12 protein-coding genes are annotated in these 15,788 nt (G+C 70.3%); 7 read left to right on the top strand and 5 right to left on the bottom strand.

Annotated elements, in window-relative coordinates:
- Positions 1-42: 42 nt before the first annotated feature.
- The 3 genes from C1N74_RS16415 to C1N74_RS12095 are packed head-to-tail and all read left to right on the top strand — an operon-like array spanning position 43 to position 2,589.
- On the top strand, positions 43-1,023 hold the full coding sequence (locus tag C1N74_RS16415) for a glycosyltransferase domain-containing protein (protein WP_103843125.1): 981 nt from the start codon (positions 43-45) through the stop codon (positions 1,021-1,023).
- 31 nt (positions 1,024-1,054) lie between these two features.
- A complete protein-coding gene (locus C1N74_RS12100; RefSeq protein ID WP_023955423.1) occupies positions 1,055-1,846 on the top strand; it encodes an ABC transporter permease in 792 nt (263 codons plus the stop codon).
- The gene (locus C1N74_RS12095; RefSeq protein WP_103843127.1) at positions 1,846-2,589 is read left to right on the top strand and encodes an ABC transporter ATP-binding protein; all 744 of its coding nucleotides are present in this window, start codon (positions 1,846-1,848) and stop codon (positions 2,587-2,589) included. Before C1N74_RS12100 ends, C1N74_RS12095 begins: the two co-directional genes overlap by 1 nt.
- Positions 2,590-2,593: 4 nt before the next feature.
- Here the strand turns inward: C1N74_RS12095 and C1N74_RS12090 are convergent, their stop codons facing one another.
- From C1N74_RS12090 to C1N74_RS12070, 5 genes are all read right to left on the bottom strand, one after another.
- Positions 2,594-4,507: a glycosyltransferase gene (locus C1N74_RS12090; protein ID WP_137750608.1), complete on the bottom strand. Its 1,914-nt coding sequence runs from the start codon at positions 4,505-4,507 to the stop codon at positions 2,594-2,596.
- A gap of 13 nt (positions 4,508-4,520) precedes the next feature.
- Positions 4,521-5,492, bottom strand: coding sequence for a glycosyltransferase (locus C1N74_RS12085; protein WP_023955415.1), 972 nt, complete (start codon positions 5,490-5,492; stop codon positions 4,521-4,523).
- Positions 5,493-5,502: 10 nt separating this feature from the next.
- Positions 5,503-6,849, bottom strand: a complete 1,347-nt coding sequence (locus C1N74_RS12080) for an O-antigen ligase (protein WP_181405525.1) — start codon at positions 6,847-6,849, stop codon at positions 5,503-5,505.
- Positions 6,846-8,180, bottom strand: coding sequence for an O-antigen ligase (locus C1N74_RS12075; RefSeq protein ID WP_181405524.1), 1,335 nt, complete (start codon positions 8,178-8,180; stop codon positions 6,846-6,848). The genes C1N74_RS12080 and C1N74_RS12075 overlap by 4 nt, the downstream gene beginning before the upstream one ends.
- A gap of 150 nt (positions 8,181-8,330) precedes the next feature.
- Complete coding sequence (locus C1N74_RS12070; RefSeq protein ID WP_023955409.1) at positions 8,331-9,755, bottom strand: O-antigen ligase; 1,425 nt, start codon at positions 9,753-9,755, stop codon at positions 8,331-8,333.
- A 71-nt stretch (positions 9,756-9,826) separates the two neighbouring features.
- Here C1N74_RS12070 and manA point away from each other — a divergent pair, with 71 nt between their 5' ends.
- From manA to C1N74_RS12050, 4 genes are all read left to right on the top strand, one after another.
- A complete protein-coding gene (manA, locus tag C1N74_RS12065; RefSeq protein WP_023955407.1) occupies positions 9,827-10,999 on the top strand; it encodes a mannose-6-phosphate isomerase, class I in 1,173 nt (390 codons plus the stop codon).
- 144 nt (positions 11,000-11,143) lie between these two features.
- The gene (locus C1N74_RS12060; RefSeq protein WP_023955405.1) at positions 11,144-11,464 is read left to right on the top strand and encodes a WhiB family transcriptional regulator; all 321 of its coding nucleotides are present in this window, start codon (positions 11,144-11,146) and stop codon (positions 11,462-11,464) included.
- Between the two features lie 89 nt (positions 11,465-11,553).
- A complete protein-coding gene (locus tag C1N74_RS12055) occupies positions 11,554-14,394 on the top strand; it encodes a glycosyltransferase family 2 protein (protein ID WP_023955403.1) in 2,841 nt (946 codons plus the stop codon).
- The gene (locus C1N74_RS12050; protein ID WP_137750606.1) at positions 14,391-15,782 is read left to right on the top strand and encodes a DUF5719 family protein; all 1,392 of its coding nucleotides are present in this window, start codon (positions 14,391-14,393) and stop codon (positions 15,780-15,782) included. The genes C1N74_RS12055 and C1N74_RS12050 overlap by 4 nt, the downstream gene beginning before the upstream one ends.
- The last annotated feature ends 6 nt before the right edge of the window (positions 15,783-15,788 follow it).

The raw sequence follows: 15,788 nt of genomic DNA, 5'->3' as shown, positions 1-15,788 counted from the left end.
GTGCATGCTGTCCGTGCTGCCGCACGCTTCGTGGGGCTCCGCATGAGCCTCGTCGTCTTCACTTCGCTGTTCGGCCGCTACGACTCACTCCTCGATCAGCCGGTGGCCCGGGACAGCCAGGCTCGGTTCATCTGCTTCACGGACGACCCCGATCTGACGAGTGATACGTGGGAGATCCAGGTGGTGCAACCGGCTTTCGCCGCGGACCCCGTGCGCAGTGCGCGGCTGCACAAGATCCTCGGTCCTCAGACGGACGTCGAGTTCGACGTGAGCCTGTACATAGACGCGTCCGTGCGGCTGAAGGTGACGCCTGAAGAACTGGTCGCTGCCTGGTTGCCCGAGGACGCCGACATGGCGTTGCCAACTCACAGCTATCGCGAAATACTCATCGACGAGTTCGACGAGGTGATTCGACTCAATTACGACGATCGCGGCCGGGTCTACGAGCAGCTGACGGATTACGCGACTACCGTTCCCGACGTTCTCGAGGCGCGCCCGCACTGGACGGCGCTCCTCGTTCGCCGGCGCAATGCGCGGGTCGCTGGTGCCATGCGAGTCTGGGCCGACCATGTCCTGCGGTACTCGCGCCGAGACCAGCTCTCGATCATGGTCGCCCTCGATGGTGACATCGTCTACCGAGGCGTCGATGTCGACAATTTCGATTCCCGGTTCCACGAATGGCCGATCGTCGAGGGACGCCGCGTGCAGCAGGGCAAGGCGCCCTCGCTTCCGGCCGGGCCGCTCGTGGCGGATCTGCGCCGCGCCGTACGTCGTATCGCTGAACTTGAAGCGCGGCTGGATACCGCAGGCGAGGATGCTCTCGAACGCGCCGCGGCACAGATCGAGGATCTGAAGGCGCAGATCGAGCAAGGGACGCAGGAGCGGGCGCGGATCGAGGTGCGGCTGGACAACAAGACGCGGGAAGCGGTCCTCGCCTCCGAGCGTGTACGCGAACTGGAGGCGCAGGATGCTGCGGTCAGGCGGCTGCTGCGTAGGTTCCTGCCGCGTCGGTTCCAGCGATGAGTCTCGAGCCGTCAACACGTAAACTCGTCGGGTGAGTCCCGCCGTCGTCGGCGCCCCCGGATCGCCGCGGCGCTACTTCCACTCTCTGTGGCTGCTGTCGGCGCGCGACCTGCGGGTGCGGTACTCCACGAGCGCGCTCGGGTACCTGTGGTCGGTCCTCGATCCCCTCGTCATGAGCGGAATCTACTGGTTCGTCTTCACGCAGGTCTTCCATCGGGATGTCGGCGAGAACCCGTACATCGTCTTTCTCATCACCGCTCTGCTGCCCTGGGTGTGGTTCAACTCGGCGGTCACCGACTTCACGCGCGCCTTCAACAAGGACGCGCGACTGGTGCGGTCGACCTCCATCCCTCGCTCGATCTGGGTGGGACGCATCGTTCTGAGCAAGGGCATCGAGTTCCTCTTCTCGCTCCCGGTGCTCGCGATGTTCGCGATCTTCGGCGGTGCGACGGTGAACCCGGCTCTTCTGCTGTTCCCCGTGGCCGTCGTGCTGCAGGTGATCCTGCTGCTGGGATTGGGGCTCATCGTCGCCCCGCTCTGCGTCCTCTGGGGCGATCTGGAGCGCACCACGCGGCTCGTCCTCCGTGCGCTCTTCTACGCTTCGCCGATCATCTACGGCGTGGCCGACCTGCCCGGCGTCTTCAAGGAACTCGGGGCGTTCAATCCGCTGGCCGGTATCTTCACGCTCTACCGCGTGGGGTTCTTCCCCGATCAATGGGACACGCTGTCGGTGATCGTCGGGGCCGTCACCAGCATCCTGATCTTCGGGCTCGGCCTCCTCGTCTTCTCACGCCTCGAGCGTCCGGTGCTGAAGGAGCTGTGATGACGGGACTCGCGATCGAGGTGCGCGACCTCGGCGTCCGCTTCCGCCGCAACCGGCGCGGGCGGCGCAATCTGAAGGACCTGTTCGGCGGTGCGTCCCGTCGCAGCAGGCCGGGCGAGTTCTGGGCTCTTCGCGATGTCTCGTTCTCGGTCGAGCCGGGCGAGTCGATCGGCGTCGTCGGGCGCAATGGGCAGGGGAAGTCCACGCTCCTCAAGCTCGTCGCCGGCGTCCTGCTGGCGGATGAGGGACGTGTCGAGGTGCACGGCGGCGTCGCACCGCTCATCGAGATCACGGGCGGCTTCGTCGGCGACCTGACGGTCCGGGAGAACGTGCGCCTGACGGCGGGGCTGCACGGCATGTCGAAGGCCGAGGTCAGCCGTCGCTTCGACGACATCATCGAGTTCGCCGAGATCTCCGACTTCGTCGACACCCCGTACAAGCACCTCTCGAACGGCATGAAGGTGCGCCTGGCGTTCTCGGTGGTGTCGCAGCTGGACGAGCCGATCCTCCTCGTCGATGAGGTGCTCGCCGTCGGCGACCGTGCGTTCCGTGCGAAGTGCTACAAGCGCATCGACGAGCTGCTCGCCGAGGGGCGGACGCTGTTCTTCGTCAGCCACAACGAGAAGGACCTGCGACGTTTCTGCACGCGCGGCCTGTACCTCGACAAGGGCGTTCTGGTCCTCGACGGGCCGATCGGCGACGTGCTCGACCGGTACAACGCGGACCACAACGGCGAAGCCTAAGGGCTCAGCTTCCCGCGTGGTCGAAGATGCGCTCCCACGACTCGGGAGAGGTCAGCTGCCCCATCGCGCGACGATAGCGCCGCGACAGCTTCGGCCAGTCGCGCTTGAGCTGCGCGTGCAGGCGCAGGCTCTCGCGCAGCATCCGGCGGAAGGCCGCCCGGTCGCGCGTGTAGATGTTCTTGCCCGACCCGTCGGCAGCGCTCACCAGGGCGCTGTCATAGCGGGGAAGACGCCACCACTGCGCGTCGCCCTTGCCGAACTCCACCTCGGGCTGAGCGACGTTCTCAGGGCGAGGGGCTTGCAGCCAATGCGACGCGAGAGTGGACAGCGTGAACCACCGGAGCTTGAGGCCCGTCGGACTGTCGAAGGTGTGGCGGGGCAGACGCTTGAACACCTGACGCCCCTTTCGCGAACGGAGCGGAACGCCCGTGTCGCGGTGCACGACGGTCTCGGGGAAGTCCTTCTGCAGAGCCCGGGCGGCAGGCATGGCGGTTGCGATTCCCCTCGCCATGTGCTCAGGCCCCGAGAGGATGTCGCGCAGTGCGCGTTGACGCAGCTCGACGGGGTAGTACTGCATCATCATGAGGTGCTTGAGGTCGAGACGCCGGCTGTGTCGCAGCAGCGTGCCCCCCCGTGCGCTGTTCGAGTGCAGCAGCGCGGCGACGATGCGGTTGCGCGCGTGGAAGTAGGCCTGCCAGTCGATGGAATCGTCCTTGCCCACCCACGACACGTGCCAGAGCGCGACGCCGGGCATCGAGACCGTGGGGAACCCGGCCTCGCGGGCGCGCAGGCAGTACTCGGCGTCGTCCCACTTGATGAAGGCGGGCAGAGACAGTCCGACTCGGCGGATGACCTCGACCGGGATGAGGCACATCCACCAGCCGTTGTAGTCGGCGTCGAGCCGCATGTGCAGCTCGGGCGACTGCCGCAGGTTCGCCACCGAGAAGTCGTGCGGCATCTTCTCCTGCTGCAGCGTGCGCCACATGAACGGCGCATCATCGACGACCTCGGCCCAGGCATGGAGCTTCGGGCGGTCGAGCAGATCGAACATGTGGGCGCCGACGATCGTCGGCGTCGTCGCGTATCGACCGAAGACGATCGAGCGACGGAGCGACTCCGGCTCGATGCGCACGTCGTCATCCAGCAGCTGCACGAAGTCGCTCTCAGGCCGCTGCAGCGTCTCGTGCATCGCGCGGGCGAAGCCGCCCGAGCCGCCGAGATTGGGCTGTGTGACGATCTGGAGGGTCTCGCCGAGGCTGTCGGCGACCTCGGCGAAGTCGGGCTGAGCGTCGACGCGGTCCGTGCCCTGGTCGATGAGGAAGATGCGATCGACCAGCTCGAGTACGTCGGGCGCCGCATCGAGGGCGCGGAGGGTCTCGACGCAGTAGTCGGGCTTGTTGTATGTCGTGATGCCGAGCGAGGCCTTGCCCGAGCGGGTCGGCTCCTGCTCGGTCGTCCACTCCGCCCCGAGGAACCGAGCGTCCTCGCGGTCCGCCGCGATGTCGAACCAGATCCATCCGCCGTCGCTGTACTGATTCAGGGTGAGGTCGAACGTGCTCGTCGCCTCGCCGGTCACCTCGCGCGTCTCCAACCGCTGGCGGGTGCCGCCGCCGTTGGAACGGTAGACGAGGACCGTGGCGGTCCCCTCGGTGCGCACCGTGAGCGTGACCGCGCGCACCGGTGTCCAGTGCTGCCAGTACGACGCCGGGAACGCATTGAAGTACGTGCCGAACGACACCCGTCGCCCGCCCACGATGCGCGCCTCCGAGCGGCCGAGGATGTTCGACAGCTGGGCCCGCGACGACACGCGCACGGGCTCCTCGTCGATCTCGGTCCAGGTCTCGGGATCGACGTAGAGCGGAAGGAGGTCGGGATCGTGCTCGAGCGGGAGGACGGCGCGCTGCAGCAGGTGAGGCATGGTCTATCTTTCGTCAGGGACGGGCCGGCTGATCCATCAGCGGCTGCATCGGCTGCCAGGTACGGTCGCGCGAGATGCGCCGGCCGTCGCGGAGGCCGCGGAAGAGGTTGGACGTGCCGCGCACGGTGCGCTCGACGAGGAAGAGTCGGATGAGCTCCTTGCCGAAGGTCAGCGTCGTCCCGAGACCGAACAGCACCGGGTTGTACACGCCCTTGGTCCGGTAGTACTGCTTGATGTGCGCCCGGTTGCGCATGATGTAGTACCGGTAGGCGTTGCTCGAGGCGTTCATGTGTCGGATGCCCATGTCCCACTGGCGGATCTCACGCGTGCGGCGCAGGACGAACTCGTCGACGATGACCGACGTCGTGATGCGGGAGGCGAGCCAGCCGTAGAGCTGGTCGTCCCAGTAGATGAAGAAGCGCGGATCGGGCAGGCCGATGCGGGCCACGATGTCGCGGTGGATGAACATCCCCTCGAAGCAACCGGAGTTCATCTCCTTGTATCCCGACTCGCCGAACCCGGCGGGGGCGAAGGGGATCGGGATGCCCATGCGCTCGGCGATGCGGTACTGCCAGTAGAACTCGCTGCCGTCGTAGTCGTACCGGCGGCCCTGGATGCTGCGGAAGCGCGGCGCCCAGCGACCCATCTTGGCGAGCCCGTCGGGAAGCACCTCGACGTCGTCATCCATGAGCCAGATCCACTCGGAGCCCAGCTCGTACGCCACGCGCACGCCCTCGCTGAATCCGCCGGACCCGCCCGTGTTCGTCTCGAGTCGCCGGTACTCCAGCTGGGTCCCCAGCCGATCGCGGAACGACTCGACGACGGATGTCGTGTCGTCGGTCGACGCGTTGTCGACGATCACCACGCGCCCGGGCTTCGGATCCATCCGGACGATGCTCTCGAGCAGCCGCGACAGGAGCGCGGAGCGGTTGAAAGTGACGATGGCGATGCTCGCCGATGTCGGGTCGAAAACCTGCGCGCTCACCGGCCCGATCCTACCGTGCGATGCCGTGCGTTCCCGTCGAGGTGTCGTCGGGCAGTCCGCTCGCGGGCGATGCCGGCCGCGCGGCTTCCCGGATGTTCTCCCGCCAGGACCTCGATTGCCCGGCGCGCAGGGCGCAGAGGACGAGCATCAGCCAGCCGTACCCGTGGAGAGGGAAGCTCTCGAACAGGGCATCGACGAGCACCGTCACGAGGATGAGCGGCGTCCAGGCGTAGAGGATCGACCGACGCTCGCTCGCGACGAGCCAGGCGCGTCCCAAAGCCAGGCCGGCGAACGCGATGAAGATGAGAAGACCGACCCACCCGAGCTGCAGGACGACGTCCACGTAGGCGTTCAACGCCGAGGTGTGACGATCCCCGAGCGCGAAGTTGATCGCGTTGAAGGGGAAGTCCGTCCGCGACCACGTGCCGAACCAGCCCCACCCGCGCACGGGCTCGACCCGGACGAACGAGGCGATCTGGTCCCAGAGCTCGGCGCGGATCGAGAAGTCGGTGCCCGCTCCGATCCAGGCGATGATGCGTTCGCGGAAGAGGTACCCGACCAGCGCACCGACGACGACGATCGCGCCGAGGATGGACTGCACCGTCCGCCGCAGCCCGCGGCGTGTGCGTCGGACGAGGCCGAGCGCCGCCGTCGCGATCCCCGTGGCGACGGCGAGGACGAGAACGGTGGGGGAGTCCGAGAGCGCGGCGAGGAGCGCGGCCAGCACCGCCGAGAAGAGCGAGACGCCGGTGCGCACCGACACCGTCCGCCATTCGATGTAAAAGGTGATCAACGCCAGGACCGCGATGAAGCCGAGCGAGTTGCGGGTGCCGAAGATGCCCTGGACCGGTCCGAGAGCGGCGATGTCGCCTTCGATGCCGAGGAAGGTGAACGGCATGTCGAAGAACACGCCCGAGAGCAGCTCGAGCGCCAGCGACAGCACCAGGAGCACGCGGAACACGTCGGCCAGCGCGCGGACCGTCTGCAGCGTGTCGCGTGTGTTCGCGATGACGACGGCGAGGAACGCGATCGACGCGAGCGAGAGCCATCCGGCGAGGGTGCCGGAGGTGTCGGTGGTCCAGGTGACGCTGGCCAGCGCCCAGCCCAGGAAGATCACGAGGGTCGATGGGATCAGCCGCACGAGGGTGAATTCGCGACGGCGGACCAGGAGCACGGCCGCCCCGACCACGCACAGCCCCGCGATCACGGTGAGCCAGGTGACCCGGCCCGCCGTCCGCTCGACGAGGTGCTGCGCGAAGACCGCGGCGATCGCGGTGTGTGCGAATGCCTGCGCGAAGGCGGCGGAGTCGAGGGTGCGGACGATCCACGAGGTGGACAGCGCCGGCGGAGTCTTCACGCCGCGCCTCCCACGGGCGCGCCGCGCTCGATCGGGGCCCCGCCTTCGAGCGGCCACGCGGCGGCCAGCGTCGATCGACGTCGCACGGGCGTGCCGCGCACGGAGGCGGGGGCCTGCTTGATCGCGAAGGCGAGCATGACGAGCAGGAACCAGCCCCAATTGAGCAGCGGCGACGACTCGGTGATGCTCTGGACGAGCAGGATCGTCGCGACGAGCGCGGGGATGAGCAGCAGACGCGACCGGGGCTCCCGTGCGTCGCCGGGACGGGGGATGCGGCCGAGCGCGAGGAACCACGCGCGCCAGGTGAACGCGCCGAGGGCGACGGCGAAGAGGAGCACCCCGACGATGCCCAGCTGCATCGCGACGTCGAACCAGGTGCTGTGCGCCTGCATCACCGTGACGCCCCGGTCGACGATCCATCCGTCGAAGAACGGGTCGGTGGGCACCCACGGCACGGAGTAACCCCAGCCGATGATCGGGCTCTCCGCGAAGCGCTCGCCCACGGTCGCCCAGATCTCCTTGCGACCGCTCAGATCGGAGGAGCGCCCCAGCATCTCGAAGAGGGCTTCTCGCGCGATCCACAGCGACGTGATGAGGGCGAGGCCTGTGACGGTGAAGACGATGTAGAGGACGCGGCGCGTCCGTGCCGTTCGCGCGCGCCGCATGAGCAGCACCACGACGATGACGATCGCGATCGCGATCGCACACATCGCCGCCGTCGCGGATGAGCCGCGCCAGAAGCAGAACGCGGCCAGCAGCGACCAGACCACGAGCGGTCCGCGCCGGCCGGCGCGGGTGTTGATCTGCAGCCCGAACACGACGAGTCCGAGGAGCGCGATGTAGGCGAGAGAGTTGGCGTTGCCGAAGATCCCCTGGATGCGGTCGTCCGTGAAGAGCTTGTCGCGCGACCAGAACATGATCGGATCGCCGGTGAAGTCGGGCCCCGGGCGGACGAATCCCGGCAGGATCGGTCCCTGCCAGACGAGCGAGACCCAGAGCTCGAAGGCGAGCGAGAGGGCCAGCATCCACTTCACCGCCGCGGCGATCGCCTCGATGATCTGGCGCCCCGTGAGGACGGAGGCGACGAAGATCGCCTGCGCCGTCGTGGCCAGCAGCAGCGCGAGCGTCATCGCGGTCGCGCGCGGCCATTCCGTCCACAGCAGCGAGAGGACCGCCCACGCGACATAGGCCAGGGCGAACCAGGGGAGTCGCCGCCACCGTCGGCGGGGCCGCTGGATCAGCCAGATCGCCGCCGACACGGTGGTCGTGAGCGCCACGACGACGGCCGAACCGCCGACGCCGACCGCCATGAGCCATGCCGTGCCGGCCATGGACGACGCGATGACCAGCGTGCACCACGCGCGCACGAGCCGAAGGGGGAGGCGCCTGGGGGTCGGGGTCGCCGACGCATCCGTTCCGGATCCCCCACGCGTATGACTGGCCATGATGCTCTCAGAGTAGCCGGAGGCCCCTGAGAGCACTCATGCGTGGCGGAGCGCCTCCCGCTGCTCGGGAAGGCGGTCGCCCTGCTCCGCGTCGAGACGCTGCTCGGCCGGCCCGCGCCCGACGAGCGGGGCCTGCTTGATCTTGAACGCGAACAGGATGATGAGGAACCATCCCCAGTTCAGCAGCGGAGCCGACTCGGCAAGGCCTTGGACGAGCAGGATCGTCGCGACGAGTGAAGGGACGAGGGTCAGGGCGCTGTACGGCCGATCCGCGACGAGGTCCCAGCGGGGTCGGTCGACCGCGAAGAACCACGAGCGCCATACGAAGGCCAGCAGCGCCAGGCCGATGAGGGCGACACCGACGAAGCCGAGCTGCAGGGCGACATCGAGCCACATGTTGTGCGCCTGCATCACGCTCACGCCGTGGTCGACGATCCAGCCGTCGAAGGCAGGGTCAGAGGGCACCCAGGGGGTCGAGTAGCCCCACCCGATCACGGGGCGCTCGGCGATGCGCTCACCGACGGCATCCCAGATCCGCTGCCGGCCCGTCAGGTCGGAGGACCGACCCAGCAGCTCGAAGACCGTGTCGCGGGCGAACCAGGCAGCCCCGCCCCCGATCCCGGCGACCGCCGCGTACATGAGGTAGAACCGTGTGCGCTCACCGGGGCGCCGGGCCGTGCGCATGAGCAGGATCGTCACGAGGACGACCGCCACGGCGAGGGCGCAGAGGAACGCGGTCGCCGACGACGCGCGCCAGAAGAGGAACAGCGCGAGGACGGTCCACAGGCCGAGGAGGAATCGTCGCGGTGCTCCGGAGGCGATCCGCACGATGAAGACGATGATCGCCAGGAGCGCGATGTAGGCGAGGGGGTTGGCGTTTCCGAAGATGCCCTGCAGTCGGCCTCCGTTGAAGAGGTTGTCACGCGACCACAGGGTGATGGCGTGACCCGTGTAGTCCTCGCCCGGTCGCACGAAGCCGGGAAGGATGTCGCCGCGCCAGATCACTGCGACCCACAGCTCGAAGACGATCGAGAGCCCGAGCATCCATTTGAGCGCCGCCGCGACCGCGCGCAGGATCTCGCGCCACGTCAGCACGGCCCCCACGAACATGGCCTGCACCGTCGTCGACACGAGCAGGAGGAGCGTCAGCTCGGTTGCGCCCAGCCACGCCGACCACAGCATCGAAGCCACCGCCCACGCGACGTAGGCCAGCGCGAACCACGGCAGCCGGCGCCACTGCACCCGTGGTCGCAGCGACACCCACAGGATCACCGACACGATGCCGGTCCCGACGACGACGACCGCTGCGCCCGCCGAGCCGAAGGCCATCAACCAGCTCGTGCCGGCCATGGAAGCGGCGATGACGAAGACGCACCAGGCGCGGAGCAGGAGGTGGCCCGTGGTCTCGCGCGCGGGAGCCGTGGGCGGCGCCGAGACGGGATGTCGGGAGTAGACGGCCATGGTGCAGACAGGCTACCGCGGCGTCGCGTCTCGGCACCGGGTCTCACGGCCCTGCGTCCTAGGCTGGGTCCGTGCTGATTCCGATCTCGAACATCGCCAGAGACTACGCATGGGGCTCCGAGACGCTCATCGCTGAGCTGCAGGGGCGGGAGCCCTCGGGGGCACCCGAAGCGGAGATCTGGTTCGGCGACCACCCGGGCAGCCCGTCGCGCGTGGACGACGGCACCGGACGTCCGCTGAACCTCGCCCTGTCCGAGGCGGGGATACCGCCTCTTCCGTATCTGCTGAAGATCCTCGCCGCGGCGACGTCGCTGTCGATTCAGGCGCACCCGTCTCGGGAGCAGGCGGCCGTCGGGTTCGCGCGCGAGGAGGCGGCCGGCATCCCCCGGGATGCGGCCGAGCGGCTGTACCGCGACGAGAATCACAAGCCCGAGATCATCGTCGCCCTGTCGGAGAGCTTCCGCGCGCTCGTCGGGCTGCGGCCCGTCGTCGACACGCAGCGTCTGCTCGCGTCGCTGGGCGCAGGCGGCGGTGTCGGCGCGCTGTCGGCCGCTCTCACGCCGACCGACGCCGAGGATGAGCCCGCTGCGCTGCGCCGTGTCATCGGCTGGGCCCTCTCGGGCGAGGCGGCCGATGTCGTGACCGACCTCTCCGCCGCGCTGGAACGCTCGGCGGGCGACGCTGCGGATGCTTCGGACTTCGCGGCCGAGCGCCGCGTCCTCCGCGAGATCGCGGCGGCGTTCCCCGACGATGCCGGCCTCATCGTGGCGACCCTCATGAACCTCGTCGAGCTGCGGCGCGGAGAAGCGCTCTTCGCTCCGGCCGGCGTGCTCCACGCGTATCAGGACGGCCTCGGCGTCGAGCTGATGGCGGCCAGCGACAACGTGCTCCGCGGGGGCCTGACCCCCAAGCACGTCGATGTGCCGGAGCTGCTGCAGGTGGTCAGCACCGCGAGCGGTCCCGCGCCGATCGTCGAGCCGGTCGAGGTCGCGCCCGGGGTCTTCGGCTACGACGTCGGCGTACCGGATTTCCGTCTTGCGCGCGTCGAGACGACCTTCGAAGCGGTTACCGAGATCGCGCTCGCGGGACCGGCCGTCGTGCTCGCGACCGGCGGTGACATCGTCGTCGAAGCGGACGGAGAGCGCGTGGAGCTCGTTCCCGGCACGGCGGCCGTGGTCTCGGCGGCGTCGGTCGCGATCGGCGGCGCGGGGGAGGCGTTCGTCGCTCAGCCGGGCGGCGAGTGAGCCGCGACACGCCGACGAACCGCCGCGAAGCTTAAACATGCGCTTGAGGGTTTACGATCCGCGACTTGACCCGAGGGAATGACACGGGTGTAATTAATGCGAGACACGCGGCTCGCGTGCCGGCCGGCGAGGAGGGGACACGATATGACGGCATACCGTTCGGGCGTTCCCGACAACTGGTTCGTCGACCCGGTCAACCTGGGTGTGCCCGGAGTGCGGCGCGTCGATACCGACGGTGACGACAACGCTCTGGCCTGGCAGACCGATGCACTGTGCGCGCAGACCGATCCCGAGGCGTTCTTCCCCGAGAAGGGCGGCTCGACTCGTGATGCCAAGCGCATCTGCACGTCGTGCGACGTGCGGGGGGAGTGCCTGGAGTACGCCCTGCAGAACGACGAGCGCTTCGGCATCTGGGGCGGTCTCAGCGAACGCGAGCGTCGCAAGCTGAAGCGCCGCGCGGTCTGACGAGGGACGGCGACAGCCTCCACCGATATCGGCGAACCGCCCCGCTGCTGCCGGGGGCGCTCAGAATCGCCGCCTAGGCTTGCTCCGTCATGCCCGCCCGTGTCCACGCGCTCCTGGTCGTGCGTCCCGACGGACGCACACCGGCGGCCTTCCATCTCATGCGCACGCTCGCCGCGCTGCGCGATCAGACGCGCGCCGTCGACGCCCTCACGATCGTGCTCTGCGGCGGCGACCAACGCCTGCGCACTCTCGCCGAGGAGTCGGGCGCGGAAGCGGTCATCTCAGCGCCCGCGCGCACGGGTTTCGCCGCGGCGCTCCGGCTCGCCTCGCGTCGGATCGACGGCGACGCCATCTGGTTGCTGGCTCAAGACGTCGCGCCGGAACCTGAGGCGCTGCAGCGCCTCGCGGCCGCGCTCGAGACGGCCCCGTCCGTCGCCATCGCCGTCCCCAAGCTCGTCGAGTGGGACGACAACACCCGCATCGTCTCGCTCGGACGCTCCATGACCAGGTTCGGCGCCGCCGTCGGGCTCGCCGACGGCGAGCACGACCAGGGGCAGCACGACGGCACGGACGACGTCCTGGGCGGCGACGTGCGCGGGCTCCTCGTCCACACGGCGGCGTGGCGCGAGCTCGAGGGGCTCGACGAGGCGCTCGCCGGTGCCGACGAGGGGCTCGATCTCGGTGTCCGGGTGCGCCTGGCCGGCGGTCGTGTCGTGCTCGCCCCCGGCGCGCGCATCGCCGTGGCCCACGATGGCGTGGCCGGTGCGCCCGCACCGCGCACGACCGCCGCGCGGGCTCGCGCCGTCCACGCCGCCCGTGTCGCGCAGCTGCACCGCAGGCTGGTCTACGCCCCGCCGCCGGCGGTCGTGCTCCACTGGCTCTCGCTCCTCCCGCTCGCGCTCTGGCGCAGCATCCTCCACCTCGTCGGCAAGCGGCCCGCGCGGATCGGCCCGGAATGGTCGGCGGCCGCCGTCGTGATGGTGCGTCTGCCGGCAGTGACCCGGACCCGGCGTCGCATCGCGCGTCACCGGCGTGCATCGTGGTCGCAGCTGGCATCTTTGCGCGTGAGCTCGCGCGTCATGCGTCAGCGGCTCATCGAGGACCAGCCCGCCGGCGACGGTCCCCGCCGCACCGAGCTCGGATTCTTCTCCGGAGGCGGTGCCTGGGCCGTGCTCGCCGCGCTCGTGGTCTCGATCGCGTCGATGCCCGCCGCGCTGAGCTGGCCCTCGATCGGTGGGGGAGCGCTCGCCCCACTAGCCGCCAGCGCCGCGCGCGCCTGGTCGGAAGCGACGGGTGCGCAGCGCCCGCTCGGCTGGGATGCCGTCGGGCCGGCCGACCCGTTCAGCGCGGTCCTCGCCGTGCTCGCATCGTTGTCGCCGGCGGACCCGTCGCGCGCGCTGGTGGTGCTCTGGCTGCTCGCACTTCCACTCGCGGTACTCGGCGGCTGGTTCGCGGCGACCCGCATCACCGAACGCCCGGTTCTGCGCATCGTCGGGGCGGTGACGTGGGCGCTCGCGCCGATGTTCCTCGTGGCTCTGGGCGATGGGCGGCCGGCAGCCGTCATCGTCCACCTCGTGCTGCCGTGGTTGGCCTTCACCGCGGCCGCGGCGCACCGGTCGTGGGGCAACGCCGGCACGGCCTCGATCCTGCTCGCCGTCGTGCTGGCATGTTCGCCCGTGCTCGCGGCCCCCGTCGTGGTCATCTGGGTGTTCGCGGTCGTGCTGTCGATGGTGCTCCGCGGCCGACGTGCGGCGTTCCGGTGGCTCTGGATCATCGTCCCGTCCGTGGCGCTGTCGGCACCGCTCGTGTTCGCGCGGCTGCGCGTCGGCGACCCCTGGTCGCTCCTTGCCGACCCCGGCGTGCCATGGAGCGGCCCGCGGTTCGCCGATGACGTCCTCGGGAGGTTCCTGCTCGCGGCAGGCTTCCCCGCCGACGCGGGCTGGGCCGCCTTCACCGGTGCCGCGGGGCCACTCTGGTGGCTCATCCTGTTCACGGCGCCGCTGCTCGCGCTCACTCTCGCCGCCGCCATGTCGGCTCGGCGATTCGTCGGAATCGTGCTTCTCGCCATCGCGGGGCTCGGTGTGGCGACGGCCTTCGCCGCGGCCGGCGTGGCCGTCGTCATCGACGGCACGACCGCGATCGCGCTGTGGCCGGGAGCGGCGCTCAGCCTCGCCTGGGTCGGAGTCGCCGGCGGTGCCCTGCTGACGCTCGACAGCGTCGTGCCGGCCCGCGTCGTCCGCGCCGCTGCCGCCGGGCTCGCCGTCGCCGGGCTCGTCGTCGCAGCCGTTCCGATGCTGACCTCCCATGCCCGGGAAGCCTCGGTCGTCGGTCGCGGTGCGACCAGCACCCTCCCTGCGTTCGTCGCCGCCGAGGGGGCGAACTCGCCGGGGCTCGGCACGATCGTCCTCACGCCCACCGACGACGGCGTCGCCGTGGATGTCGTGTGGGGCGGCAGTGCGACCCTCGGTGGTCAGTCGACTCTCGTGACCGCGCGCACCGAGCTGACCGATGCGGACCGAGAAGCGGCCCAGGTCGCTGCCGACCTCGTCGCCGATACCGCGAACGACGTCGTCGCGGAGCTGCGAGACCACGGGGTCGCGTTCATCCTGCTCGCGTCGTCCGGGGACGACGAGTCGGCCGCGGCCCGCAGCACGCGGCTCGCGGCGGCGACGGCCCTGGGCGGCCGGGATGGGCTCGACGCCGTCGGGTCGACGGACAGAGGCGAGCTATGGCGCCTGTCGGGCGACATCGCTCCCCGCGCTGAGGCTGCGACGTCGGCTCGCGCCGTCGCGTCGGCCGCATGGAGCGGGATCGCAGCCGTCTTCGCGATCGCCCTCCTCCTGGCGCTGCCGACACGTGGGAGCCGCTCGGCCTCGCGAGCGGCACCGCGCCTCGTGGGCATCCGACCGCTTCGCCGGAGGGACCGATGAACACGCGAACCGCACTCGTGACCCGTCTCGCCGCGGGAGCGGTGGCCGCTGCCGTCGTGGGAGGGGGCGTGATCGTCGCGGCCGCCGCGCCGTGGCCGACCCTCGCCCGCGAGCCCATGTCCCTGGACGTGGTACCCGAGGCCGCGCGCTCGGTCGCGGCCTGCGACGGTCCGCTCCTCGCGCTCGGGCGAGACGCGACGGCGGCGGGGGCTATCACCGCGGCTGCGCCCTCGAGCGTCGTCTCCGCCGCCGACAGCGGCGACCCGACCTCCTACACCCTCGCGACACCCGACCGCGCCGACGAGGGCGCACCGCCGGCGGCGTTCTCGGCGGAGCCCACGGGCGGTGTCCCCACCGATCTCGGCGCCGCATCCTCGGCCTCGCTCGATGACCCGGACCTGCGCGGCCTGGCGGTCTCGGCATGCACCCGGCCCGCGATGGAGTCGTGGCTCGTCGGTGGATCGGCTGCGACGGGCGCGAGCGACCTCGTCCTTCTGACGAACCCGGGGGATGTCGCGGCGACTGTCGACCTGCGCGTGTTCGGCGCCGACGGAGCTCAGGACCCCGTCGCGGGCCGCGACATCGTCGTCGCCGCCCGCTCGCAGCGCGCCATCCCTCTCGCGGCGCTCCGCCGCGGTGAGCAGAGCCCCGTCGTGCAGGTCACGGCACAAGGTGCCCCGGTGCGGGCATCCCTGCAGTCCGCGCTCACGCGCACCCTCATCGCCGGCGGCGTCGACCAGGTGGGGGCGAGCGCCCTTCCCGCGACGCAGCAGGTCATCCCCGCGGTCGACGTCACCGTTGCGCCCGACTCCGTCGCCTCAGCGGGCGGGATGTCGGTACGCCTCATGGCCACGGCCGCCGACACCCTGGCGAGTGTGACGGTGCGCTCCGTCGCCGACGGCAGCGTGGTGTCGCAGCAGGACGCCATCGCGCTCGCCGCGGGACGCCCGCTCGAGCTCGAGGTGACGGGGATGCCCGTCGGTGAATACACCGTGACCGCGACCGCGGCCGATCCGCTCGTGGCGGCGGCGTGGACCTCGACCGATCAGGCGACCCCCGCCGACTTCGCCTGGGCTGTCGGTGCCCCCCTCGTCGACGCGCCGACCCTCGTCGCCGTCGCTCCGGGTCCCGGTCCCACACTGACGCTCACCGCAGACCAGGAGACCGCCGCGACTCTGACGCCCGTGTCCGGCGGGGAGTCGCAGACGGTGCAGCTGGCCGCGGGGCAGTCGCGGACGATCGATGTCGCGGCGGGGACCGTCTACCGCCTCGATCCCGGTCCCGGCGGCATCCGCGGATCCGTCGGCTTCTCGGGTGCCGGGCAGCTCGGGACCTATCCCGTGACGGGTTCGGCCGCCGCAGCGGCCGAGCTCACCGTGTATCCCTGACCTCTC

The sequence above is a fragment of the Microbacterium sp. SGAir0570 genome (assembly GCF_005491085.2).
In the GTDB taxonomy this organism is placed as follows: domain Bacteria; phylum Actinomycetota; class Actinomycetes; order Actinomycetales; family Microbacteriaceae; genus Microbacterium; species Microbacterium arborescens.
Note: the sequence above shows the minus strand (reverse complement) of the source record. Positions and strands in the feature narration are given on the sequence as shown.

Excerpts from the sequence above, each read along its gene's own strand:
- C1N74_RS12070 (WP_023955409.1), bottom strand. The coding sequence starts at position 9,755 with ATGGCCGTCTACTCCCGACATCCCGTCTCGGCGCCGCCCACGGCTCCC.
- C1N74_RS12060 (WP_023955405.1), top strand. The coding sequence starts at position 11,144 with ATGACGGCATACCGTTCGGGCGTTCCCGACAACTGGTTCGTCGACCCG.
- C1N74_RS12055 (WP_023955403.1), top strand. The coding sequence starts at position 11,554 with ATGCCCGCCCGTGTCCACGCGCTCCTGGTCGTGCGTCCCGACGGACGC.
- C1N74_RS12090 (WP_137750608.1), bottom strand. The coding sequence starts at position 4,507 with ATGCCTCACCTGCTGCAGCGCGCCGTCCTCCCGCTCGAGCACGATCCC.
- C1N74_RS12095 (WP_103843127.1), top strand. The coding sequence starts at position 1,846 with ATGACGGGACTCGCGATCGAGGTGCGCGACCTCGGCGTCCGCTTCCGC.
- C1N74_RS12075 (WP_181405524.1), bottom strand. The coding sequence starts at position 8,180 with ATGGCCGGCACGGCATGGCTCATGGCGGTCGGCGTCGGCGGTTCGGCC.
- C1N74_RS12050 (WP_137750606.1), top strand. The coding sequence starts at position 14,391 with ATGAACACGCGAACCGCACTCGTGACCCGTCTCGCCGCGGGAGCGGTG.
- C1N74_RS16415 (WP_103843125.1), top strand. The coding sequence starts at position 43 with ATGAGCCTCGTCGTCTTCACTTCGCTGTTCGGCCGCTACGACTCACTC.